Here is a 24,517-nt window from a genome sequence, read left to right on the forward strand (position 1 = left end):
TCCCCGTGATCTGTGTGCTGTGCCGGGATCCCGCTTTCACTCGCTTCATCCCTTCGCCGGTGACGGGCAGGTACACGGATCAAGGTAAGAACCGGCGAGGCCGCGCCGATTCACCTGTGGCGGGTGAAAAGCACCGCGTCACCGGCGATCGCGCGCCCGGGTCCACACCCGATCCACCACGATCGCCAGCACGACGACGCCGAGCATGCCGCCGAAGGTCTCCGGTTCGACCGCGAGGGTGTGCACGAGAAAGACGAGCAGCACGGCGGAGGTCAGCACGATTCCGGTGACGAGAACCCCGGCGCGGGAACGGGTCCGGGCCCGCAACCGGTAGGCGGCGACGGAGGTGAGCAGGAAGATCACCAGTGCCACCACGCTGCCCAGTGACGCGATCGCGGTCAGGTCGACCAGGTTCGCCAGCAGGAGCACCAGAAGCACCGAAATCGTCAGGCCCCGCGTCCCGCCGAGCCGGGCGTGCCTGCCGAAGACGGGCGGGAAGGTGCCCGAAGCGGCGAGCGCGGTGGTCGCGCCGGTCGCCGCGTAGAGGTTGGCGTTGAGCGACGAAGACGTCGCGAGCAGCGCGACGAGTGCCATCAAACCGAACCCGGTGTCGCCGAGCACGGGACGCGCCGCCGCGGCGAGCGCGGTGTCCCCACTGTCGATCACCTGCTGCACGGTCAAGGTGCCGAAGACGCCGAGGGCGATCAGCACGTACAACGCGATGGCGATGCCCAGCGCCAGGAACATCGCCCTCGGCAGGTTCCGCTCCGGCTGGACCAGGTCGCCGCCGGTGAAGCTGACCACCGTGAAACCCAGGTAGGCGAAGAAGGTCAGCGCCACACTGGACACGACGTCCGTCGCCGGGGGATAGGCCGACCACGCCAGCAGGTGGGTGTCGAGCCCGGAGAAGGTCGCGCAGACGAACACCGCGAACACCGCGAGCAGGATCATCGTGACCCAGGTCTGCGCCCTGCTGATCCACCGCCCGCCCGCGATGGTGAGCGCCGCGTTCAGCAGCACCACCACGGCCGTCAGCACCCTGGCCCATCCCGGCGAACCCGCGAAGAACAACGCCGAACCGTAACCGCCGAAGGACACGGCCACCATCGCGGTGACGATCGTGACCGCGAAGTAAAGCAGCCACGAAGCGACGGCGGTCAGGTGGCCGTCGCCGAAACCCCGCAGCAGAAACGCGACGACGCCGCCGGAGGACGGATAGCGCGCGCCCAGCTTGGCCACGGCGTATCCCTGCAGCAACGCCACCACGCCCGCGATGAGGAACGACAGCCACACCGCCGCCCCGGCCACCGCGCCCGCCTCGCCGAGCAACGCGAAGATGCCCGCGCCCACCATGGATCCCACCCCGAGAAACGCCGCGCCCCACACCGACATCCCGCGCCGGTCGGCCTCGGCCTCGTGTCCCATCGCCGCCCCCTCATCCCACGACGAGCAGGCCGCGGTTCGTGGAGTTCAGGCTCTCGCCCCCGTGTTCGGTGACGAGGACGACGTCCTCGACGCGCGCCCCGAACCGATCCGGGAGGTGGATGCCGAGCCCGAGGGAGAGGCACATCCCCGGCAACAGCGGCTGGCACTCGCCCGCCACCAGATAGGGCGGTTCGGCGGTGCTCACACCGATTCCGTGCCCGGTGCGGCGACCCGCGTACGGTCCGTATCCCGCTTCCTCGACGACCGCCCTGGCGACGCGATCGAGTTCCGCGCACGGGAGACCCGGGGTCACCGCCTCGAACGCCGCTCGCTGCGCCGCCCGCACCACCTCGTGCGCCACCCGCGCCTCCGCGGACGGTTCCCCCACCACCACGGTCCGTGTCGTCGCCGACCCGTAGCCGCACAGCAGGCCACCGAAGCCCAGCACCACGACGTCTCCGGGGCCGATCTCCCTGGCGCCGGGCTCATGGTGCGGTTTCGCCCCGTTCGGCCCGGCTCCCACGGTCGTGACCTCGACCCGTTCGTGCCCGAACTCGCGCAGCAGATCGGCCAGCGCGGCGGCGATCTCGTGCTCGCGTTTGCCGGTGAAGCGGAGCCCGGCGATCTCCCGGTACACCGCGTCCACCGCCGCGCCCGCCGCACTGAGACAGCCCACTTCGGCCTCGTCCTTGACCGCGCGCAGCAGGGGAAGCACCTCGCCCAGCGCCCAGTAGGTCGACCTCGGCACGGCCGCCTGCAGGCCGAGCACGTGGACCGACCAGGCGGAATCGGAGATCCCGTACCGTCCACCGGCGGGCAGGAACCGCGCTGTGCCGTCGTAGGGGCCCGTTTCGCCGTCCCACGCGACGATTTCACAGCACGACGCACCCGGTGTCGCCTTCGCGGCGGCCCTGTCCTGCTCGGGTACGAGCAGCACCGGCGGTGTTCCCGGGCGCAGGACCAGCATCGTGAACAAGCCGTCCGCCGAGACCGCCCGATGGCCGAGCAGCCAGCGCAGGTCCGGGCCGGGAGCGACGAGCAGCCCGTCCAGGCCCGCTTCCGCGACCTGCCCGACGACACGGCTGATCCTCGAACGGTAGTCGTGTTCGGCGAAAGGCGGCGATCCACGGAGCACGAATTTCGTCATCGTTTTCCTCCTTCTGCCGGAAAACTAACGACATTCGGCGGCCGGGAAATCACCCGGAAAAGGTGAGCGGGGCGCGGCCGGAGTGTCCGGAACGGACACTCCGGCCGTCGTGCGGGCGGGGCGGGGCCGCGCCGGGCCGGATGTGCCGGACGCCACCAAGACTTGTGGTTAGGTAAGCCTGGCTTTACCGTTCTCGCGTGTCCCTCGCTCCGTCTCGCACCGACGCCGGTGTTTCCGCGCGTGAGATCGACGTCGCCTACGGTAGCGGCGTCGTCGTGCACGCCGCGTCGATCTCGCTGGCCGCGGGTACCGTCACCGCGCTGATCGGTCCCAACGGCAGCGGGAAGTCGACGTTGCTGCGCGCGCTGGCGCGGCTGCACCCGCCGGTCGCGGGCTCGGTCACCTTCGCCGACGGCGCGGACCTGCGCGCGCTGTCCGGAAAGGACATCGCCAAGCGGATCACGTTGCTGTCCCAGCAGCGGACCGCACCGGGCGGCGTCTGCGTCCGCGAGCTGGTCGAGTTCGGACGGCATCCGCACCGCTCCCGCTGGGGTGGCCGCGACCCCGAGGGCCCCGCGGCCGTGGCGCGCGCGATGACGCTGACCGGGCTGTCCGCCATCGCCGACCGGCCGGTGCAAGCGCTTTCCGGGGGACAGGCGCAGCGGGTATGGCTCGCCAGCTGTCTGGCCCAGGACACCGCGCTGCTGCTGCTCGACGAGCCGACGACCTTCCTCGATCTGCGCTACCAGGTGGAGATCCTCGACGTCATCCGCGACCTCGCCGACCAGCACGGCGTCGGGGTCGGGGTGGTGCTGCACGACCTCGACCAGGCCGCGGCGGTCGCCGACCGCGTCCTCCTGCTGGAGGACGGCAGGGTCACCGCCGAAGGCGCGCCCGGCGAGGTGCTGACCTCGGCGAACCTCAGCCGTGCCTACGGAATCCGGGTGGACGTCACGGTCGGCCCCGCCGACGGGCGCATCCACACCCGGGCGGTGGGCCGCTTCAACGACGCGGGCGACGGCACCCCGCCGGCCTGATCCGTCCCGTCCGGGCAGTGCGAACAACCAGGAGAACCATGCGCTTCACCAGAACGATTCTCGGCCTTTCCGCGGCGGCCCTGCTCTTCGTGGCGTCCTGCGGGACCACCGAGGAACCCGCGAACGGCACCTCGCCCGCCGCCGGCGGCCCGGTCTCGGTCGTCGACTCACGGGGCAAGGAGGTGAAGCTGCCGCATCCGGCCAAGCGCGTCGCCGCCACCGAGTGGAACGGCGTCGAGCACCTGGTTTCGCTCGGCGTCATGCCGGTCGGGGTGTCCGACATCAAGGGCTACGGCCAGTGGGTGAGCGCGGCCCCGCTCGACGGCACCCCCAAGGACATCGGCACCCGCGGCGAGCCGAGCCTCGACACCCTCGGCTCGCTGGGCCTCGACCTCGTGGTCGTCACCGACAGCCTGACCGAAGGCGCGCTCGGGCAGATCGAGGCGAAGGTGCCGGTGCTGGTGGTCAGCGGCGGCGACGCCAAGGACCCGATCGGCGGAATGTTCGCCGCGCAGGACATGATCGCGAAGGCCACCGGCACCGAGGCCCGGTCCGCGCAGCTGAGGTCCGAGTTCGACCAGAAGCTCGCCGCGGGCAAGACCGAGGTGGAGAAGCTGGGCGCGGCCGGGCAGAAGGTCGCGTTCTCCGACGCCTACGTCACCTCCGGTTCGGTCAGCATCCGGCCGTTCACCAAGGGCGCGCTGGTTTCCGAGGTGTTCCGCCGCCTCGGCATGGAGACCGCGTGGACCATGGACGGCGACGCGAAGTACGGCCTCGCGCAGGCCGACGTCGAAGGCCTGACCAAGCTGCCCGACGTGCGGTTCTGGTACATGGCCAACAACGCCGAGGGAGACCCGTTCGGCAAGGAGCTGGCGGGCAACGCGATCTGGAAGAACCTGTCGTTCGTCAAGAGCGGCAAGGTGCACCGCTTCCCGGACTCGCTGTGGATGTTCGGCGGCCCGAAGTCCATGCAGCAGTACGTCGACGCGGCCGTCGCCGCGCTCAAGGGGTAATTCCACAGTGGACACCCTGACCGGCACCCGGCCGCCGGTGACCGTCGCCGCGCGGCGCGGGCGGCCGGCGTTGCTGGCGATCGGCCTCGCCGTCCTGATCGCACTGGGCTCGGCCGTGCACCTCGCCCAGGGCACCGCGAACCTGGACGCGCTGGACGTGCTGCGGCTGGCGTTCGGCGGCGGCACCGACGACGCGGCCGCGGTACTCGTCGAATCCCGGCTGCCCCGGCTGCTCGCGGCACTGGTGGTCGGCGTCGCGCTCGGCGTGGCCGGTGCCGTGCTGCAGTCGGTGTCCCGCAACGCACTGGCGTCGCCGGACACGCTCGCGGTCAACGCGGGCGCGCACCTGGCCGTCGTCGCCGTCGCGGCGTTCGGTGTCTCGCTGCCGTTGCTCGGCGCGGCCGGCGTCGCCTTCGCGGGCGGGCTGGGCGCGGCGGTGCTGGTGCTCGTGCTGTCCGGCACCGGCGGCACCGGGATCGTGCGGCTGGTGCTGGCGGGTACCGCGATCGCGCTGGCGATGATGTCGGTGACCCGGGTCCTGCTGCTGTTGTTCTCCCAGGAGACCCGCGGCCTGTTCGCCTGGGGCGAGGGCTCGCTGAGCCAGAACGGGCTGGGCGGCGTCGGCACGCTCGGCCCGGTCGTCGGCGTGGCGATGGTGGCGCTGCTCGGCATGGCCCGGCGGCTCGACCTGATCTACCTCGGCGACGACCACGCCAGGACGCTGGGTGTCCACGTGGGACGGATCCGGTCCGCCGCGATCGTGCTGGCCGTGCTGCTGGCCGCGGCGGCGGTCACGCTGGTGGGCCCGATCGGGTTCGTCGGCCTCGCCGCACCGGCACTGGTGCGGCTGCTCGCGTCCGTGGTGCCGAGCCTGCATCGGCACGCCGCGCTGATCCCGTTCTCCGCCGCGATGGGCGCGGCGCTCCTGCTGGGCGCCGACGTGGTACTGCGCGCGCTGTTCACCGCGCAGAAGGCACTGGAAGTGCCGACGGGGGTGGTGACGACGATCCTCGGCGCGGTCTTCCTCATGGTGCTGGCGCGCACCGTCCGGATCAGCGCCACGGCGGCCGAGCCGCCCGCCGCCGGCGCGCGGGGCGGGGTGAGCGCCACCCGGTACCGGGTGCTCCTCGGTGTGCTGGTGCTCGTGACCGTGGGTGTCGTCGTGGGCGCGACGCTGCTCGGCGACGCGAAGCTGCTGCTGGGCGACGTCGTCAACTGGGTGAGCGGCCACGCGGGCCCGATCGTCACCGGCGTGCTGGAGAACCGCGTCCCGCGCGTGGTGGCCGCGCTGCTGGCGGGCGCGGCGCTGGCGCTGGGCGGCGCGCTCACCCAGGCGGTCGCCCGCAACCCGCTGGCCGAGCCGGGGATGATCGGTGTGGTCGGCGGGGCGGGTCTCGGCGCGGTCGCGGTGATCACGCTGGTGTCCGGCGTCGGTTTCTGGGCGCAGGCCGGGTTCGCCGGTCTGGGCGCCGCGCTGGCGATGGTCGTGGTGTTCGCGCTCGCGGCGCGGGGCGGCTTCGCCAGCGAACGGCTGGTGCTGATCGGTTTCGGCGTGCACGCGGCGTCACAGGCGTTGGTGACGCTGCTGATCACCCTGTCCGACCCGTGGAACGAGACCAAGGCGCTGACCTGGCTGGGCGGTTCGACCTACGGCCGGACCTTCGAGCACCTCGTGCCGATGGCGCTCATGCTGCTGCTGGTGGTGCCGGTGCTGATCCGCATGCGGGGCGAGCTGGACCTGCTGTCGCTGGACGACGAGACCCCGCGGGTGCTGGGCGTGCCCGTCGCCCGGTCCCGGTTGCTGCTGCTGGTGTGCGCCGTGCTGCTCACCGGCGCCGCGGTCGCGGGGGTCGGGGTGATCACCTTCGTCGGGCTGGTCGCCCCGCACGCGGCCCGTGCGATCGTGGGCAGGCGGCACGCCCGCGTGCTGCCGGTGGCGGCGCTGCTGGGCGGGATCCTGGTGTGCGCGGCCGACACCATCGGGCGCACGGTGCTCGCGCCGGGCCAGCTCCCGGCCGGGCTGATGACCGCGATCATCGGCGTCCCGTACTTCGTGTGGCTGCTGTACCGGCACCGGACCGGTGCCGGGCGGTTCCCCGCCTAGTCCACAGAGGACAGTGGTGCCCGTGCGGAGAACCGTTCCGCGTCAAGGGGTCTTCCGCGCGACACCGGCCAGGACGACGGATTCGCTGGGATCGGCGAACCGGGTGGTGGTGTCGTCGTGGCGGGTGGCTTCCTCGGGGTGCCAGCGGGGCGTCCAGGTGACACCGGGCGGGACGAGGGTGAAGGCACCGAAGAGGTCGGTGACCTCCTGGTGGGTGCGCCAGATGAGGGGATTGCTGGAATCGCCGTAGAGGGTCTTGAGGTCGGCGAGCATTTCGACGTGGGTGCCGGGCACGTTGTGGTCGGTGGCGTGGGAGATGGCGAGGTACGAACCGGGGGACAGGAGATCGCGGTAACGGGCGACGATGTCCGGGCCGAGGTCTTCGCCGTCCGGGCCGGGCCGGGCCGGGGGCTGCCGGAAGTGGAGCACGGCGATCAGCAGCAGCGCGAGGGGCTGGTCGAGGTCGACGACGCCGGTGTCGGCGATGGTGTCCCAGAGCCGGTCCGGGTCGCGCAGGTCGGCGTGGATGACGGTGTGGCGGTCCTCGTCGCCGTGTTCGCGCAGGAGGCTGCGGGAGTGGGCGACGGCGATCGGCTCGTGGTCGACGTAGACGACCTTGACCTGGCCGGGCGCGAGTTCGTCGGCGACCTCGTGGGCGTGGCCCATGGTGGGCAGGCCGGAGCCGATGTCGACGAACTGCCGGACACCGCGTTTGACCAGATGCCGCACGGCGCGGTGCAGGAACATGCGGTTGGCCTTGGCGATGGGTTTGACGACGGGGTAGTCGGCGACCATCCGGTCGGCGAACCGGCGGTCGATCTCCCAGTTGCTGGTGCCGCCGAGAAGATAGTCGTAGATACGAGCGGGGCTGGGGTGGGTGAGGTCGACGCCGTGCGGGGGGAACGGTTCCTCGGCGGAGTCGGACACGGTGTGGTTCCTTTCCGGGGTCGGCGTCGGTGGGAGGTAAGGTAGCCGCCCGGCCGGGGCAGCCCGTGACGTGGGTTACAGGCGGCGCGCGCAGAAGGCCGCCGCCTCGCGGAGCAGGTCGCGTGACGCGCCGGCGTCGAGTGCCTCACCGGCCAGCTCCCGCCACAGGGCCAGATGCGGGGCGACGGCGTCCCGGTCGTATCGGTTCACGGTGTTGAGGGACTCGGTGTAGACGAAGTCCTTGTCGGGGTCGTCGAACCGCAGGACGTGGAAGTCGGGCGGGACGAAAAGCGGCCCCTCGTCGAGGGGAACGATCAGGATCGTCAGCGAAGGATGGTTTTCGAGCAGGGCCAGCATGTGCTTGAGCTGGTCCAGCGCGACGACCGGCCCGGCGTGGGTCCGCGCCCGGCAGAGCCGGTCCACGGTGCTCTGGCTGAGCAGGAACTCATAGGCGCGCCCGGGATGCTTGGCGAACAGTTCCGAGCGGAGCTTCCGCTCGTGGATGGCCTCGTCTATGTCGGTGCGCGCCCCGTGCTGGAACAGCTCGGTCATGTAGCTCTCGCACTGGAGAAGCCCGGAGACGCGCTCGGTCCGCCAGGTGTGGATCGCGGTCGCCTCCTGTTCCCGTGCGTAGATCTCGTGGAAGTGCTCGGGCGTGGCGACCAGCTCGTACCCGGCGCTCTTGCGCGCGGCGGCGGCCTGGTCGCTCAGATCCCACACGAGCCTGGCGTCCTCCGGGGAAAGCCGGAGCGCGTCGATGATCTTCTCCAGATAAGCGCGCGGCACGACCGCGGTGGCCTTCTCGAACTTGCTGATCTGGGACTGGGAGTAGCCGATCTGAGCGCCGAAGGGCTTCTGCTTCAGGCCGAGCCGGTTCCGCGCCGCGCGGATCAGCTTGCCGAGTTCCTGCGCGGATTCCGAGGGGGGTGGCTGGCGTGTCACAAGAAAGTGCCGTCCAATCAGGGGTGAAATTCCCCCCGATTGTAGGACACCCGATGCCGTCATTCGCCTTGAAGTGCCTGTTGCCCCGTTCGGATCAATCACCCGTCCAGGGCAGTGCCACCTGTGGGCGAGGCCCGGTAGCGGACCGTGGCCATCGCGGCCGGGGTCAACGGCTGAACTGCCCGGCGCGGGCGGCTTCGAGGAAGCGCGCCCATTCCTCGTCGGTGAAGACCAGGACGGGCGAGCCGGGAATCTTGGTGTCCCGCAGTCCGACCAGGTCATGGTCGCCGAGGTTGACTTCGACGCACTCCCCGCCCTGCGGGTCGCACATCCCCGGCCGCTGCCAGTCGTGCTCGGAAAACAGGTCGTGCACGTCGTGCGGGTCGTAGAACCTCATCACTGGCCCCCTCGTCAAGTGTCGGTGAAAGGTTGGATTATTCTTGTTCCAGAGTCGGACTGGAATATCTCCGCACGCAAGGGTGTGCCGGGGAATCGGGGGCACCGTGGCGATAGGTTCACTCGAATGGTCGGCATTTTCTGTCGGTGCTCGTGCTATTGCACGAGCACGCGTGGCCGAGCGGCATTCGCCAATGATCAATAAGTCGGCGAATGGCGCGCGAGAATGTGCCGGTAGCGAACAAAAGCCACCGGTTTCGCTGCCCGTTGCCGGAGGCCGATGTCCGGCTTCCGGACCGCGCGGGGGCGGGTGTCCGCCAGCCGGCCGACGAGATCGGCCGCTCGTACGGAACCGTCCGCGCCGCGCTGCCGCGGGCGCGGGGCACACTCCGGAAGCGTGGCCGGAAACCGTTGGCCTGACAGCGAAACGCCGGGCCCGTCCCGTGCGGCGCCCGGGAGACGGGCCCGGCGTCGACCGGCCGCTAGCGCCGGCCGGGCACGGGGGCGCGCGTGGCGCGCTGCCGCCGCATCGCGGTGGTGAGCAGGACGCTCAGCGCGGCGGTGGGCACGGCGCCGACCCCGGCGAGCACGCTGCGCGCGCTCAGCACGACCCCGGCCAGCAGGATCGTCAGCAGTACGCTGCCCAGCAACAGCGCCCGGAGCGTCCGGCCGCGGTTGTCCACGATTTCGGCGATCAGGTCGAGCACCGACCGCGCGGGCCTGCGATGTGCCCCGCGCGCCCGGCGCTGCTCGGTGCCCGGCGCGAGCGGCAGCTCCCGGCACAGCGTCGTGAGATCGCCGGTGAGGATGATGGTGACCCGTGCCGGATCCGGGTCTGCGCCCGGCCTCCTCCGCCGTGCCCGCCGTGGCGACGGCTCGCCACCCCGGTCGCCTGGCCGTGACGGTGGGTCAACCTCTAAAATAGACATGTTGTCAACTCTCCGAATCATCAGGGGTTTCTGGCAACGCAGGCGCGGCTCCCTTTCACGGAGGGGGTCGCGCCGTTCCACGCGAGAAGCAGTGAACCGGCATTGTGCTCCCGGCCGGGGGTTACTTCCGCGTCGACATGATTGCACCCGGCTAATCTTTGCCCGTAAGCGGGAGCAAGATCGTTTCGTGCGGGAAAACGGCGTCCGAGGCACATTGTCGACGAACGTGGCGGCTGCCGCCAGGAGAACGTGAGAATTGCTCATGACACGAATGAGTGAGTGCGGATCTCCTTGGTTTGCTTGAAAGTGCGGGATCGAGTCGTGTTTTCGGTGTCAAGTAACTCGATCGAGTGAGTGTCGGCTGCTTCCTTCTTGTGAGTGGACCTCCCGGTGTTGTGTTACCGCTGTGCATATGCACGTGCACCTGCTCGTGTGAGATAAGCGCATAGGAGCTTCGCGGTACAGGTTCCGGAGAGATCGCGAATATTCCTGACGCGCTTCGACGCCCGCGCCAGGATTTGTTCGGACAGAACGCGCGTTATGTGACGACGGAGTCCCCGGCGTCCGCCGAAAGGGAGTGGGCCCCGGATGAGGTTTTCTCACTAAGGGGTGGGGTGTGGCCGGGCGTGGATGTCTCGCTCGGCTACCCGTCGCTACCGGGAAGACCTCCTTGGGGCGCTTCTCCTCAGGGCGGTGTCACGAATGCGACATTCGCGACACCAGCACACCCCCAACCGCTACTGAAAAACCTCGATATGCCACGGCTGCCGCGCGAACTCGTCGCGCGGCAGCCGGGGAGCCGGATCGTGGGGAAGTCCTGAGCGGACATTTCGGTGGCCAGGAGCGCGGCCGTCGCTTCGGGGGATTCGACGTGGAAGTGGTGGCTGCCGAGGTCGACCGGTTCGATGTGGACGCGGTCGCGGTAGCGGTCGACGGCCTCCTGGGCGATGATCGCGCGCGGCGAACAGCTTGACCGGCTGGGTGACCTCGCGCAGTGCGGCGTCCATGTCCCAGCGCACCAGGCCTTCGAGGGCGTGCAGGCCCGCGGGCCGGCGTATCGCGCTCACCTTCTTGGTGTAGCCCTCGATCAGGGCGGGATCGGTGCCGGGCGGTTTCGACGGCGACCGCGCCGCCCAGCGAATGCCCGACGACGACGCACGAGCCGATCGCCTCCGCCGCCAGCACGGCGACACGACGCCCGTCTGGTCGGCACGGTCCGTGAATGCCACATTGAGGGACTCTGAATCCCTCAATGTGGCATTCACGGACCGCTGGAGAACTTCGGTGGCGTCCGGTCCGCTCACCGGAACGAAAGCCTTTCGCGTTCCGTGCCGGCCAGGGAAAACTCGACCGAATGATCGCCACGGTGGTGTGGGGTACGGGCAATGTCGGCCGGGCCGCGATCCGGGCCGTCGACGCCCATCCGGCGTTACGGCTGACCGCGGTGCTCGTGCACGACCGGGCGAAGGTCGGGAAGGACGCGGGCGAGCTGGCCGGAACGGGCGAGCTGGGTGTCGCCGCGACCGGCGACATCGAGGCTGTGCTGGCGGCGCGCCCCCGCGCGGTGGTCTACGCCGCGTCGGGCGATGTCCGGCCCGGCGACGCGCTCGCCGACATCACGCGGGCGATCCGGGCGGGCGCGATCGTCGTGACGCCGTCGCTCTATCCGCTCTACGACCCGCGGAACGCGCCGCCGGAACTGCGCGAGCCGGTCCTGGCGGCGATCGAGGACGGCGGCGGTTCGCTGTTCGTCTCCGGGGTCGACCCCGGCTGGGGCAACGACGTGCTGCCGCTGCTGATCAGCGGGCTGGGCACCACCGTCGACGCCGTGCGCTGCCAGGAGATCTTCGACTACTCGACCTACGAACAGCCCGATTCCGTGCGGTACCTGGTCGGGATGGGCCAGCCGATGGACTATCAGCCGCCGATGCTGATGACCGGGGTGCCGACCATGGTGTGGGGCGGGCAGATCCGGCTGATGGCGCGGGCGCTGGACGTGGAGCTGGACGAGATCCGCGAAACGCTGGACCGGCGGCCGCTCGAGGAAACCGTGACCACGCGGACCATGGGCGAGTTCGAGGCGGGCACGCAGGGCGCGGTGCGGTTCGAGGTGCGGGGCTTCGTCGGCGGCGAGCCACGCATCGTCGTCGAGCACGTCACGCGCATCCACCCGTCGTGCGCGCCGGACTGGCCGATGCCCCCCAGCGGTGCCGGCGCGCACCGCGTGATCATCGAGGGCAGGCCACGTATCGAGGTCACCGTCGAGGCGAGCGACGAGGGCGAAAACCGTTCGGCGGGCGGGAACGCGACCGCCGTCGGCAGGCTCGTCGGGGCGATCGACTGGCTGGCCGCGGCCGAGCCCGGTCTGTACGACGCACTCGACGTCCCGCTGCGCCCGGCAGCCGGCAAGCTCGGAAGGAAACGTTGATGCACATCGACATCCCGGACGGCAAGGACCCGATCGGTTACGTGTGGGGCGAGCTGGTGCCCGGCATCGGGACCGCCGCGTCGAACTTCTCGCTGGCGGTCTACGCGCACACCACGTTGGGGCTGCGGGAGTTCGAGGCCGCGCGGCTGCGGATCGCGCAGCTCAACGGCTGTGTCTTCTGTCTCGACTGGCGCACCGAACGCGACGGCGAAAAGGTCGAAGAGGAGTTCGCGGACGCCGTGCTGGCGTGGCGCACGACGGACCGTTTCGACGAGCGGACGCGGCTCGCGGCCGAGTACGCCGAGCGTTACGCGACCGATCACCACAACCTCGACGAAGAGTTCTGGACGCGGATGTCCGCGCACTACACGCAGCGGGAGATCGTCGAGCTGAGCATGAGCCTCGGTTCGTGGCTGGCGTTCGGCAGGCTGAACCACGTCCTCGGCCTGGACACCGTCTGCGTGCTGCCGTCCCACCGGTCGTGAGGGGCCGGACCGCCCCTCACGACCGGGCGGTCAGAAGTCCGTCGCGACGATCTTCTCGATGTTCCGTTCCGCCAGCGCGGTGATCGTGACGAACGGGTTGACGCTGGTGTTGCCCGGGATCAGGGCGCCGTCGATGACATACAGGCCCGGATGCCCGGCGAGCCTGCCGTAGTTGTCGGTCGCCCTGCCCAGCACCGCGCCGCCGAGCGGATGGTAGGTGAGATGGTCGCCCCAGATCTTGTACACGCCGAAGAGGTCGGTCCGGTAGATCGTCCCCTCCTTCGCGTTGATCCGGTCGAAAATGGACTTCGCCATGTCGATCGACGGCTGTTTCCATGCCGTCTGCCAGTTCAGGTCGACGCGTTGGGTCGCCGGGTTCCAGGTGAACTGCGCGCGGTTCGGGTTCTTCGTGATGGACAGGTAGAACGACGCCCAGGTCTCGATCCCGGTCGGCAGCGGCGCCACCTCGGCGAACGCGCCGCCCGCGGCCCAGTTGTCGATCCCGCCGCACGGGATGGACGCCTGGAGGCTGCCGGTCGGGTCCCAGATCTGGTTGGCCCGCCCGCACATGACGTTCCCGTTGTCGCCCCAGTTCTTCCCGACCTCGCCGTTCAGGTTGGGCAGCGCGCCGGTGGCCTTCAGCTTCACCAGCAGCTTGCTCGTCCCGACGCTGCCCGCGGCGAAGAACACCTTGTCCGCGGTCACCGTCTTCGTCGTGGTCACCGTGCCGTCGGTGGTCAGCTGTTCCATCGAGACCGTGTAGCCGCCGCCGGGCGCGGGCGCGACCGACGTCACGCGGTGCAGTGGCGAGACACTGACCCTGCCGGTCGCCGCGATGCGCGGCAGGTACGTCTTCTGCAGGGACTTCTTGCCGTAGTTGTTGCCGTACAGGATTTCCCCGGCGAGCGCGGACTTCGGCACCGCGCCGGTGGCCTCCTTCTCCATGTAGTCCCAGTCGTAGACGTCCGGCACGAACACGAACGGGAAACCGGACCGCTGGGCCTGTTTGCGGCCGACGCGGGCGTACTGGTAGCAGTCGGCCGAGTCGAACCAGGCCGGGCGCACGGTGCCGACGCCGAGGCCCTCGTTGGCGCGCGGGTAGTAGACGTCGTACATCTCGTCGGGATTCACCGAGGGGAGGATCGCGCCGAAGTTCTCCCGTTTCGGCGTGACGGCCATACCGCCGTTGACGAGCGAACCACCGCCGACACCGCGGCCCTGGTACACGGTGATCCCGGCGAAGTCCTCCGCGTCGAGGATGCCGGTGTAGCGCGGGATGTCCTTGTCGATGGGGAAGCCGAGGAAGTTGGAAAGCGGTTGCTTCGTCCTGGTGCGCAACCAGAACGAGCGCTGGTCCGGGGCGGTGGTGTTCGCGAAGATCCTGCCGTCCGCGCCCGGGGTGTCCCAGGCCATGCCCATCTCGACCATGGCGACGTCCACCCCGGCCTGCGCGAGCCGCAGCGCGGCGACCGAGCCGCCGTAGCCGGTGCCGATCACCAGCGCGGACACGTGGGCGCCACTGGGCAGGCCGGTGCTCGCGACCGGTGCGGCGACGGCACGGCCGCCGAGAGCCGCACCGGCCAGGATAGAACCAGTTCCAGCAATGAAGAGACGACGGGATACCGCGCCAGAGGTAGCTCTCCGCAAGGGTTTGTCGCTCATATAACAGTCCTCGTCGTTGAGGGATTTAGAACAAGTTATAGAACAGCTGTGCGGACGAGGCGACATTTACCGGAGAGTAACCTTCGGTGCGGTGCGACGTTACGGCGAATGGGCCAAGACGAACCGCCGCAAGGCCGACCGAAGTGGACGTCTCGCGTACCCGGGGCGTCGGCTCACGTACCCAGACGGTCGGCTCGCGGGCCGACCCTCCGGGTACGCGAGCCGACCGTTCGGGTACGCGAGCCGACCGTTGGGGTACGTGGGTCCACAGTGGAGGGTGTCAGGCGACCGGCTCGCGGGCGGCGCGGTTGGCCGCCCGGCGTTCCCTGGCTCCTTCGACGAGGTTGTACAGCGTCGGGAGCACGACCAGCGTCAGGAAGGTCGACGAGACCAGGCCGCCGATCACGACGATGGCCAGCGGCTGCGAGATGAATCCGCCGTGGCCGGTGATTCCCAGCGCCATCGGGACGAGCGCGAAGATCGTGGCCAGCGCGGTCATGATGATCGGGCGCAGCCGCCGGGCCGCCCCGGCGATCGTCGCGTCGTGGGCGCTCATGCCCTTCCGGCGGTACTGGTTCACCAGGTCGATGAGCACGATCGCGTTCGTCACGACGATGCCGATGAGCATGAGCACGCCGATGAGCGAGGCCACACCGAGCGGTACCCCGCTGACGAGCTGGAGCAGGATCGCGCCGGTCGCGGCGAACGGCACCGACACGAGCAGCAGCAGCGGCTGGCGCAGTGAGCGGAACGTCGCGACCATCACGATGTAGACGATCAGGATCGCGGCGAGCATCGCGAGACCCAGCTTCTCGAAGGCGCTCTGCTGCTGGGTGAGCACACCGCCGATCGACGCCTTCGCCCCCGCGGGGAGTTTCGCGTCGCGGATCGCCGCGTCCACGGCCTTCGACGCGGCGGACAGGTCGTCGCCGGCCGGCGTCACGGTCACAGTGGCCGTGCGCTGACCGCGCTGCGTCGTGATCGAGGCCGGTCCGGCGCTCTCCTCGACCGCGGCGATCTTGTCGAGGCGCACCGGACCGGTGGCGCTCGGGACGGTCAGCGCGCGCAGTTCGGCGATCGAGGCCGGGACGTTGCCCGCCTGGAGATAGACCTTGAGCGCGGTGCTGTCGATCTCCACGGTGCCGACCTGCTCCGGCCGCATGGTGCGGGAGACGATCGTGCCGACGGCCACCTCCGAAAGGCCGTGCTTGGCGGCTTCCGCCCGGTCCACCCTGACCGCGAGGTACGGCGTGGAGGCCGCGAGATTGCTGGTGACCTGGCCGACTTCCTTAGCCTTCCGGAGCTGGGCGACGAGCGCGTCCGTCGCCGCCGTGAGCGTTTTGGCGTCCGGCGCGGTGACGTCGGCCTTGATGTCGTTCGAGCCGGCCTCGCCGCCCGCCGCGATCGTGAGCACGCCCGCGTCCTTGATCCCGGCGACCGCCTGCTGCACGCGGTCGCGCACGTCCTGCTGGTCGGCGCCGGAGTCGGTGGTGATCGAGTAGGTGATCCCGCCGCCACCGCCGCGGAACGCGTCGCGCAGCGCCGACCCGCTCGATCCGATCGACACCTGGACGGTGTCGACGCCCTTGACGTCCTTCACCACCTTTTCGACCTTCGCCGCCGCGGCGTCCTGGGCGGGGAGACTGGGTGCTTCGCCGAGTTTCTGGGTCATGGTGAAGGTGTTCTGGCCGGAGTCGCCGAGGAAGTTGACCTTCATCAGGGGCGCCAGCGCGAGCGTGCCGACGAGCACCAGCACGGCCAGGGTGAGCGTGGTCCAGGAGTGCTTGAGCGTCCACGAAAGCACCGGGATGTAGGACTTCTGCAGCTTCGTCGGCGGGGCGTCCTGGTGCTCGGGATCGACTGCGCGGCCGTCCTTGTCGAGCAGCGGTTTGCCGGGGCGCAGGAACCAGTACGCCAGCACCGGGACGATCGTGAGCGCGACGAACAGCGACGCCGACATCGCGATCGTCACGGTCAGCGCGAACGGCCGGAACAGCTCCCCGGTCATGTCGCCGACGAACGCGATCGGCAGGAACACCGCCACGGTGGTCACCGTCGAGGCGGTGATCGCCGCGGCGACCTCGCGCACGGCGAGCCGGATCGAATCGCCCTTGTCCGCGTCGCCGACGTAGTGCCGTTTGATGTTTTCGATGACCACGATCGAGTCGTCCACCACCCGGCCGACCGCGATCGTGAGCGCGCCGAGGGTGAGGATGTTCAGTGAATAGCCGAAGGCCTGGATCCCGACGAACGTGATCAGCACACTCGTGGGAATCGAGATCGCGGTGACCAGCGTCGAGCGCACCGACAGCAGGAACACGAGGATGATGAGCACGGCGAACCCGAGTCCCAGCAGGCCTTCCTGCGCGAGCGACTCGATGGACTGCTGGATGTAGGGGGCCTGGTCGAACACCGTGGTGAAGGTCGCGCCGGGGAGATCGCCCTGGACCGAGGGCACGAGGCCGGTCACCGCCTTGGACACCTCGACGGTGTTGGCGTCGTGGAGTTTCGTGACCGCGATCGCGAGCGCGGGCTTCCCGTTCACGCGCGAAAGGGAGGTGACCGGGTCGGCCGTGAGTTCGACCTTCGCGACGTCGCCGAGTTTGCGGCCGGTGCCCACGAGCGGAATCGAGGCGATGTCATCGGCCGAGGTGAGCTTCGAGCCCGCCTGGACCGTGAGCGTCCGGTCGCCCTGCGTGATCTGACCGCCGGGGAGCAACACGCCGTTCTGCTTGAGGGCGTCGGTGATCGCCTGCGGGGACCCGCCCTTGGCGGCGTCGGGCGTGATGGCGACCCGCCTGCCCTGGCCGCCGACGAGGGTGGCCGCGTTGACGCCGGGGAGATCCTTGAACCGGGGGAGCACGGACTGCTCGATGCGCCGCTGCGCGTCGTTCGCGTCGGCGAACCCGGTGACGGCGAGCTGGATGACCGGCAGGTCGTCGACGCTGGCCGCGACGACCTGTGGTTCCACCCCGGTGGGCAGGGTGGACTTGACGCGCCCGATCGCCTGCGTGATCTTCTGCTCCGCGGTGGCGAGGTCGGTGCCGTACCGGAAGGACGCCTGGACGATCGACGAGTTCGCGGTGCTCGTCGCCGTCGAGGATTCGAGCCCTGGCACTCCCTGGACGGCCGTCTCGATCGGCGTGGAGAGCTCGTTCTCGACGACTTCCGGTGCGGCGCCCGGATAGTTGGAGACCACGGCGAGCTGCGGGAACTGGATCGAGGGGATGAGTTCCTGTTTGAGGCTGGTCAGCGCGAGGCCGCCGAACACCGCGGCGACGATCGTGACGAGCGCGATGAGCGCGCGGTTGCGGAGACTGAGTACTGCGAGCTGGGACACGGCCGGTCTTTCGGTTCAGTCGGACGGGGACGGTGCTGCGGAGGGCGGAGGGCCTTCGCCGAGGATCGCGGTGAGGCCGGTCTCGATGACCCGCCGGTCGAGCGGAGCGTCGCTGACCAGGCGGTGCCAGGTCAGGCCGTCCAGGAAGAGGGCGGCGGCCGCGGCGCGGGTGGCGCCGTGGCCGGGGCGCAGGAGCGCGATCGCCCGCTCCTGCCAGCGGCGCGCGAGTTCCCGCACGCGTGGGTCGTGGACCGCCGCGGTGACCACGGCGCCGTCGGCCCGCGCCGTGCGCGAGTCGGCGAGTTCCGCCATGACGAGGTCGGTGAGCACGGCGGCGCTCGTGCCGCGGGCCGCGAGCACGGCACTGACCTTCTCGAAGTACGCGTCCACCTCGGCCACGAGCAGCCGGAGCCCGGCCGAGCGCAGGTCGTCGAGCGAGTCGAAGTAGTGCGTGGTGGCCCCCAGCGGCACGTCCGCGCGCGCGGCGACCATCCGGTGGGTGGTGGCCTCGACGCCGACCTCGATGATGAGCTCCGCCGCGGCGGCGGCGATCGCCCGTCGGCGCCCTTCCGGATCGCGCCGTCGGCGCGGGGTGCCGGAAACCATGGTCACCCCATCTCCGGTACAGAAGTACTAGTACAAATGTACTTTACCGGCGGGTGGCGTCGCGGCTCAGGTGCCCGGCCCGCGCCTGCCGAGTTCGACGTGCGGGGCGACCTCGGTGACGAGTGCGGAAAACCGGTCCCAGCCCTCGACGAGGAAGGCCAGACCGACCGGCGGGCCGACCTGGCGTGGCGCGTCCTGATTCGCGTTCCTTCCCCTTGTTCGGCAGGAAAAGCAGTAGACGACCTCCGGCGCGGCCGCGTAGGCCAGGTTGAGCTGCGCGATGACGCCGCCGGCGGTGCCGCGGACCTCGAGCCCGGCGGTGGGCCGGAATCCGGTCCGGCCGCAGTGCGGGCACGGGATGCCCACGTTGCCGCTCGGGCCCACCGGGCAGGTGCCTTCGAACGGCAACGTGACCAGGGTCAGCCGGGTGATGTCGGCCCAGCCGAACGAGCCCCGTGGCACGCCGAGGTTGATGCCCTGGTCGGTGATCCGGAACAGGAGATCGGCCTCGGTGTGCCCGAAACCCCCGATGACGAGCCCGGCCACGACACAGATCGCGAAGACGACGAGGGTGTTCCCGAAGATCGCCCCGAGGACCCCGGCCAGCGCGCCGGCGACCACCAGGGCGATCAGCCACATCTTCAGCTGGTACTGCCGCCGTTCCGGCCTGCTGAACAGGACGTGCCTGCCGATCCGGGCCCGCCCGAAGCGAGCGGGCCGCGTGTCCGTGGGGGGACCCTGCCGGCCCGCGCCGGGGGCCCGGCGTCGCGGGTCCTGGTCGCCGTCCGCCGGTGTCGGCATGTCGAAGTCCCCTCCCGTGCACCATGGCGGCGATGCCGGTGGATTCCCTTTCCCTGCCCGCCTTACCGTAGGGTCTTGTGCCGGGACCGGTCCCGGTGCGACCACCGGGGGAGGGCCGGGTGCCACTGACCACAGTGGACGGACCGTGGCCGGGACGAGAGCCGGGCGAGGACCCCGCTAGCCGCCTGCGGGGGAGTCGTGGTCTCGCGGCGATTCGAGCACCAGCGGTGCCGGTGTGGCACCGGTGAGCTGGTTGTCGAAGTGGGTCACGGTCCGGTCCAGCCGCCTGGCCAGGTGCGGGATCGAGCCGGAGGGGAAGTAGGTGTCGGCGCCGGCGTCGAGGAGGCGGCGGACCGGGCCGTCGTACCGGACGCCGAGTTCCTCGTCCTCGATTTCCGCGATGATCACCCGGGCCTTCGGGAACTGCGACCGGAGACCCGCGATCAACTGTGGACTGATCGGCGGGACCAGCAGCACATCGGCGCTCTCAGGGGCCGATTTCAGGTCCAGCACCAGGTAGTCGCCGCCGAGTTGCCCGGACAGCGATGCCCGAGCCGACTCCGACAGCTTCATCGCGGTGACCACGACCGTCACGTTCCCGGAGGCAGGCGGCGGGTGCTCGGTGGCCCGGCCGCCGGCTGTCCGAGGTGTGCCGGATATCGTCGCGATCGGCTCGCCGTCCCGGGTGAGGAGGAGGTTCTCACCGGGCGGGAGGGCGTCGATCAGCGCCACGATGTCGTGGGGCAGGCGGGCGACCTCGATCCGCCGTGGAGCCCCCTGGCCCGCCATCAGGCCCGGAACGAACGTGGGGAGGCGGCCGGGTGGGCCGTGAACAGGTTCGTCATGTCACCCGATTGTTCCACGCCGGGCCCGCCCGCCGCCGCCCGTCGGCGCGGGGTGTGCGGGCCGAGGGCTCCGTCAGTCCCGGCGGACCAGGATGCCCCGCTCCGCGTAGAAGCGGCGGAAGTCGTCCTCCCGCACCTCGGCGAACGCCTGGCTGCGGCCGCTGTGCCCGGAGGGGTTGTGGATGACGAACCCGTCGCCGGAGGTGCCGACCACGAGGACGAGATGGCCGCCGGTCCGGGGCGGAACGGCGCCGGGATCACGAATGCTCTGGTGGACCGACGCCATCACCAGCGTGCCCTCGCCGACGGCGTCGTGGATGGCGGAGACGGGCAGCTTCGGCGCAGACTCGGCCGACAGGCCGAAGCGCTCCCGGACGTAGCGGACGAACGGGGCGTAGATCAGGCCGTCGACGCCATCGGCGCGGCGGACGTAACCGCCGTACTCGGTCACCTCCCGCGCCAGGTCCATGGTCCGGTGCGCACCGAGCCCGTAGTGGACGAGCAGCATCTTGAGGCAGGCCATGCCGCAGACCCGGCGGCCCCAGAACTCGTACTCCTCGGGACTGTCCGCGCCCGAGGAGGCCCAGGCCGGGTCGGCGGCGGCGCTGATCTCGCCGGTCACGATCGCCGTCACCAGTTCGGGAGACTCCCACTGCGCGAAGTAGGGAACCCGGTGGACCAGGGACGGCGTGGGCATGACTCGAACTCCCTGAGCGGTGTGCCGGCGGACGACGGTTGTCAAGCTATCAGTGGTCAGGGCCGGACTCGGATGTCGGTGCCACGCGCTCGTCGTGACAGTTCTGGTGCGCCAATGTCGTTTCGTATTCGAACCTGCTCGAATACCTCCCCGGATCGTGCCGGCGACCCAGTCGATGTCCGATGTCGACGGTTCGGCGGACCGGGTATTACGAAGCTTGGCGGTATTCGCCGGGGAGCATGGTCCTGCCGGGGCGCCGTTCGGGTGACAGACCTGCCGTTTCGGTAACAGTGGATGGTGGTGCCCGATGTCGACGGTGAGTGCGTGAGCAGGGTGTGGGGCTCCGGGGGACACAGCCAAGACAGCGCTTTCTCAAGGGGGACGATGGTGGTGGATCTGTTGTCGATGCGCACGCTCTCGCGGTTGTTCCTTTCTTTCTCTTCCGAGTACCCGCAATTCCGGGAAAGGTGATCTTGCCGGGACTTTCCGGTAAAAGCGTCTGAAACGCCTTCCGTGGCCGACAAAACTGTGCGACAGGCCGGAACAGCCACCAGGCGGCGTCCGTAGGGGTGTCCGAACCGATTTCCGTGGGGGGAAACATGAAGCTGCGTGTACTCGGGCCGGTGGAAGCCGTCCGGGAGGGCAGGCTCGTCGCGCTCGGCGGGCAGAAGCCGCGAACCCTGCTGGCGGCACTGCTGCTCGCCGAGGAGGCACTGGTGACCTCCGACCGCCTGATCGACGTGATCTGGGACGAGCGGGCCCCGGCCACGGCCTCCGCCTCACTGCACACCTACGTGTCGTCGCTGCGCAAGGCGCTTCCCGAAGTGGGGATTGTGACCAGGCCAGGGGGCTATCAGCTCGTCCTCGGCGAGAACACCTTGGACTACCGGGAGTTCACCCGCCTGGCGCGGGAAGGCCGCACCGCCGCGGCCGGTGGTGACCACAAGGCCGCCAAGCGGTGCTGCGAACTGGCACTGGCGACCTGGAGTGGTGTCGCGCTGGCGGGGTTGAGCTGCCGCTTCGCCACCACCTCCGCCGCCCGGCTGGAAAGCCTCCGGCTGGCGGTCGTCGAAGCGCGTGTGGACGCCTGCCTCGCGCTCGGTCTCGGCGACGAACTGGTGGACGAACTCACCACCCTCGTCGCCGAAAACGCGCTCCTGGAACGGCTGCGCGGCCAGCTGATGCTCGCCCTCCACCAGGCGGGACGGCAGGCGGACGCGCTGGCGTGCTACCAGGCGGGCCGGAAGCTGCTCGTGGAGCAACTCGGCGTCGAGCCGGGACCGGAGCTTCAGGAGGTGCACCGGCAGGTGCTGCTCGGTGTCCCGGCCACGCTGGAGGCCGCGGTCGTCCCGGGCCAGCTTCCCCTGGACATGGCCGACTTCACCGGGCGGGCGGCGGAACTGCGGCGGCTGCGCGAAAGCGCCGCGCAGGTGGTGGTCGTCGCGGGCAAGCCGGGTGCCGGGAAGACCGCGCTGGCCGTGCGCGCGAGCCATGAGCTGGCCGGGCGCTACCCGGACGGCCAGCTCTACATCGACCTGCAGGGCGTGCACGGCACCGCGGTGGCGGCGTCCGAGGCGCTCGGCAGGTTCCTGCGTGCCCTGGGCGTCCCGGACGCCGCGGTCCCCGCCACGGCCGAGGAACGCGCCGCGCAGTACCGGTCCCTGCTGGCCTCCCGCGCGGTGCTGGTGGTCCTGGACGACGCCGCGGGCGAGCACCAGGTCCGGGCGCTGCTCCCGGGCGGCCCGCGATGCGCGTGCCTGGTCACCAGCCGCAGACGCCTGGACGCGCTGGCGGGGGCCGAGCACGTCGATCTCGGGATCATGGACGAGACCGACTGTCTCGCCCTGCTCGGCCGGATCATCGGCGAGGCACGCCTGGTCGCGGAGCGCGACGCCGCCGAGGAGATCGTGCGGCAGTGCGGCCGGCTCCCGCTGGCGATCCGCGTCGCGGGAGGCAGGCTGGCGGCACGGCCCGACCTGTCGCTGGCCCGGATGGCCGCGCGGCTGCGTGAACAACGCCGCGTCCTCGACGAGCTGGCGGTCGGGGATCTCGAAGTACGGGGGAGCATGGCGCTGAGCTACGACAGCCTCGGCCCCGCCGAACGCCGCGCCCTGCGGCGGCTGGCCTGGCTCGGCGCGCCGGAACTCGGCGGCTGGCTCGTCGCGGCCGCGCTGGAGGTGGACGACGACGCCGCGGAAGCCCTGCTCGACACGTTGGTGCGGGCCCAGTTGCTCGACGTGGTCGGGGACCGGCGCTACCGCATGCACACCCTGGTCGGTGCCTTCGCCTGGGAGCGAGCCGAGGCGGAGGACGAGCAGGCCGCGCTGGAGATCACCGCGAAGAACGCCGCGCACCGGGCGCTGGTGCTGGTGGAGACGGCCTCGGGCGGGACGCCGATGCGAGTGCTGACCGCGTCCCGCCCGGACCGGGACCAGCCCGACCGCGAGCGGCTGCTCGCCGTTGTCGGCACCCGTCCGCTGACCTGGTTCGATCTTGAACAGGCCACGCTGGTCCATCTCGTCGAGCGGGCGAGCGACCTCGGCCTCGCCACCGCGGCCGCGCGGCTGGCGTCCGCGCTGTGTGCGTCGCTGTTCGTGACGCGGAACCGCTTCGACCAGTGGTGGCGTACGCACAACGCCGCGCTGGAAGCGACCCGGCGGGCCCGCGACTTCTCCGGGCAGGGCCTGCTGCTCGCCGGCCTCGGCTGGCTGCGGGGTGAGCAGGACCGGCTCGACGAGGCCGCCGACTACTACCACCAGGCCCTGCGCGCGTATGACCAGGTACGCGATCTCGACGGTGCCGCGGTCACCAGGGTGATGCTCGGTTCGGTGCTGCGCGAACAGGGCCACCTGGCCGAAGCGCTGACGACGGTCGACCGGGCGCTGCCGCGGCTGAACCGGGTCGCCGAAGCCAGGGCGAGGCACTGCCGCGGCCTGATCCTCACCGAACTGGGCAAGCTCGACGAAGCACTGCGTGAGTGCGTCGGCGCGCACGACGCGTACCGCGATCTGGGGGATCGCCACGGTGTCGCGCTGGTGTCGCGCACGATCGGCATCGTGCACCGCGCGGCGGGGCGGTTGCCCGAGGCCGCCGAAGCCTGTGAGCACGCCCTGCGGCTGCTGGCCGCCACCGGTGACCGGTTGATGACCGCCTACGCCGTGCAGGCGCTGGTGAAGGTCCGGATCCGGCAGGGGGCGGCCGAACGGGGGAACGAGTGGCTCCTCAAGGCCCTGCGGACCTGTTCGGAGATGAAGGACGGCTTCGGCCAGGCGCTCGTGCTGCGCACCCTGGGGGAGTGGGAACTGGCCTTCGGCACTCCCGAGGCGGCGCTGGACTATCTGCGGCGCTCGCTGGCCCGGTGGGACGACCTGCGGCTGCCGTTGTGGCGCGCGCGGACCCTGCGCAGCAGTGCGATCACCTTGTCCGCACTGGGAAACGACGACGAGGCCGAGTCCGCCTTCGCCGAGGCGGAGCGTGTTTTCGCCGTGCACGGCAGCCGGGAGCTCGGTGAACCCCTGCCGGCGACGTCGTGATCACCGGACCGGCCGGTGCCGTGGACGGAGTACGCTCCGCCCACGACACCGATCGATTCCTTTCGTCAGGGGGCGAGTGTGGGTTGTTCGGTGGTGTTGGTGATGATGCGGTTGGCGGTGTTCCAGCCGGATCCGGTGGTTTGGTAGGTGTTGAAGGGTGCGCCGCCGGGGTTGGTGGCGCGGTTGTTGGGGAAGTAGCG

General features: G+C 70.4%; 19 protein-coding genes. 7 read left to right on the forward strand and 12 right to left on the reverse strand.

The genetic code is table 11. The features are described 5' to 3' along the window. Positions 1–138: 138 nt before the first annotated feature. Both ABD987_RS31785 and ABD987_RS31790 read right to left on the reverse strand, forming a co-directional pair. On the reverse strand, positions 139–1,425 hold the full coding sequence (locus ABD987_RS31785; RefSeq protein WP_345402392.1) for an APC family permease: 1,287 nt from the start codon (positions 1,423–1,425) through the stop codon (positions 139–141). A gap of 10 nt (positions 1,426–1,435) precedes the next feature. Then, positions 1,436–2,572 (reverse strand): M24 family metallopeptidase, encoded by a 1,137-nt coding sequence (locus ABD987_RS31790; protein WP_345402394.1) that lies wholly within the window; start codon positions 2,570–2,572, stop codon positions 1,436–1,438. Positions 2,573–2,769: 197 nt separating this feature from the next. Here ABD987_RS31790 and ABD987_RS31795 point away from each other — a divergent pair, with 197 nt between their 5' ends. Genes ABD987_RS31795 through ABD987_RS31805 form a run of 3 tightly spaced genes read left to right on the forward strand, consistent with a single transcriptional unit; the run spans position 2,770 to position 6,726 of the window. Then, positions 2,770–3,609 (forward strand): ABC transporter ATP-binding protein, encoded by an 840-nt coding sequence (locus tag ABD987_RS31795; protein ID WP_345402397.1) that lies wholly within the window; start codon positions 2,770–2,772, stop codon positions 3,607–3,609. 38 nt (positions 3,610–3,647) lie between these two features. Further along, positions 3,648–4,622, forward strand: coding sequence for an ABC transporter substrate-binding protein (locus tag ABD987_RS31800; RefSeq protein ID WP_345402400.1), 975 nt, complete (start codon positions 3,648–3,650; stop codon positions 4,620–4,622). A 7-nt stretch (positions 4,623–4,629) separates the two neighbouring features. Next, on the forward strand, positions 4,630–6,726 hold the full coding sequence (locus ABD987_RS31805) for an iron ABC transporter permease (protein WP_345402403.1): 2,097 nt from the start codon (positions 4,630–4,632) through the stop codon (positions 6,724–6,726). A gap of 42 nt (positions 6,727–6,768) precedes the next feature. Here ABD987_RS31805 and ABD987_RS31810 read toward each other — a convergent pair whose 3' ends face one another. From ABD987_RS31810 to ABD987_RS31820, 3 genes are all read right to left on the reverse strand, one after another. Continuing rightward, complete coding sequence (locus ABD987_RS31810) at positions 6,769–7,653, reverse strand: SAM-dependent methyltransferase (protein WP_345402406.1); 885 nt, start codon at positions 7,651–7,653, stop codon at positions 6,769–6,771. Between the two features lie 75 nt (positions 7,654–7,728). Continuing rightward, entirely contained in the window at positions 7,729–8,595 is an 867-nt protein-coding gene (locus ABD987_RS31815; RefSeq protein WP_345402409.1) for a helix-turn-helix domain-containing protein, read from the reverse strand. Positions 8,596–8,761: 166 nt separating this feature from the next. After that, entirely contained in the window at positions 8,762–8,992 is a 231-nt protein-coding gene (locus ABD987_RS31820) for a DUF397 domain-containing protein (protein ID WP_378214126.1), read from the reverse strand. Positions 8,993–9,204: 212 nt separating this feature from the next. Here ABD987_RS31820 and ABD987_RS44635 point away from each other — a divergent pair, with 212 nt between their 5' ends. Continuing rightward, complete coding sequence (locus ABD987_RS44635) at positions 9,205–9,411, forward strand: helix-turn-helix domain-containing protein (RefSeq protein ID WP_378214127.1); 207 nt, start codon at positions 9,205–9,207, stop codon at positions 9,409–9,411. A gap of 62 nt (positions 9,412–9,473) precedes the next feature. Here the strand turns inward: ABD987_RS44635 and ABD987_RS31825 are convergent, their stop codons facing one another. Continuing rightward, positions 9,474–9,920, reverse strand: coding sequence for a hypothetical protein (locus tag ABD987_RS31825; protein WP_345402414.1), 447 nt, complete (start codon positions 9,918–9,920; stop codon positions 9,474–9,476). Between the two features lie 1,354 nt (positions 9,921–11,274). Here ABD987_RS31825 and ABD987_RS31830 point away from each other — a divergent pair. Further along, positions 11,275–12,348 carry an NAD(P)H-dependent amine dehydrogenase family protein gene (locus ABD987_RS31830; RefSeq protein WP_345402417.1) on the forward strand — a complete coding sequence of 358 codons (1,074 nt, stop codon included), beginning with the start codon at positions 11,275–11,277 and terminating at the stop codon, positions 12,346–12,348. Beyond that, entirely contained in the window at positions 12,348–12,833 is a 486-nt protein-coding gene (locus ABD987_RS31835) for a carboxymuconolactone decarboxylase family protein (protein ID WP_345402420.1), read from the forward strand. The genes ABD987_RS31830 and ABD987_RS31835 overlap by 1 nt, the downstream gene beginning before the upstream one ends. Positions 12,834–12,863: 30 nt before the next feature. On the opposite strand, the gene ABD987_RS31840 is transcribed toward ABD987_RS31835, so the two are convergent. The 6 genes from ABD987_RS31840 to ABD987_RS31865 form a co-directional block, all read right to left on the reverse strand. Then, entirely contained in the window at positions 12,864–14,342 is a 1,479-nt protein-coding gene (locus ABD987_RS31840) for a GMC oxidoreductase (RefSeq protein ID WP_452039167.1), read from the reverse strand. Positions 14,343–14,775: 433 nt separating this feature from the next. Beyond that, complete coding sequence (locus tag ABD987_RS31845; RefSeq protein ID WP_345402423.1) at positions 14,776–17,835, reverse strand: efflux RND transporter permease subunit; 3,060 nt, start codon at positions 17,833–17,835, stop codon at positions 14,776–14,778. A gap of 15 nt (positions 17,836–17,850) precedes the next feature. Further along, complete coding sequence (locus ABD987_RS31850; protein WP_345402476.1) at positions 17,851–18,441, reverse strand: TetR/AcrR family transcriptional regulator; 591 nt, start codon at positions 18,439–18,441, stop codon at positions 17,851–17,853. 66 nt (positions 18,442–18,507) lie between these two features. Beyond that, complete coding sequence (locus ABD987_RS31855; RefSeq protein ID WP_345402426.1) at positions 18,508–19,242, reverse strand: hypothetical protein; 735 nt, start codon at positions 19,240–19,242, stop codon at positions 18,508–18,510. A 177-nt stretch (positions 19,243–19,419) separates the two neighbouring features. Beyond that, on the reverse strand, positions 19,420–20,031 hold the full coding sequence (locus tag ABD987_RS31860) for a hypothetical protein (RefSeq protein WP_345402429.1): 612 nt from the start codon (positions 20,029–20,031) through the stop codon (positions 19,420–19,422). A 129-nt stretch (positions 20,032–20,160) separates the two neighbouring features. Next, positions 20,161–20,784 (reverse strand): C39 family peptidase, encoded by a 624-nt coding sequence (locus ABD987_RS31865; RefSeq protein ID WP_345402431.1) that lies wholly within the window; start codon positions 20,782–20,784, stop codon positions 20,161–20,163. Between the two features lie 599 nt (positions 20,785–21,383). Between ABD987_RS31865 and ABD987_RS31870 the strand changes: the two genes are divergently transcribed. Next, a complete protein-coding gene (locus ABD987_RS31870; protein ID WP_345402434.1) occupies positions 21,384–24,317 on the forward strand; it encodes an AfsR/SARP family transcriptional regulator in 2,934 nt (977 codons plus the stop codon). The last annotated feature ends 200 nt before the right edge of the window (positions 24,318–24,517 follow it).

Source organism: Amycolatopsis samaneae, from assembly GCF_039541975.1.
In the GTDB taxonomy this organism is placed as follows: domain Bacteria; phylum Actinomycetota; class Actinomycetes; order Mycobacteriales; family Pseudonocardiaceae; genus Amycolatopsis; species Amycolatopsis samaneae.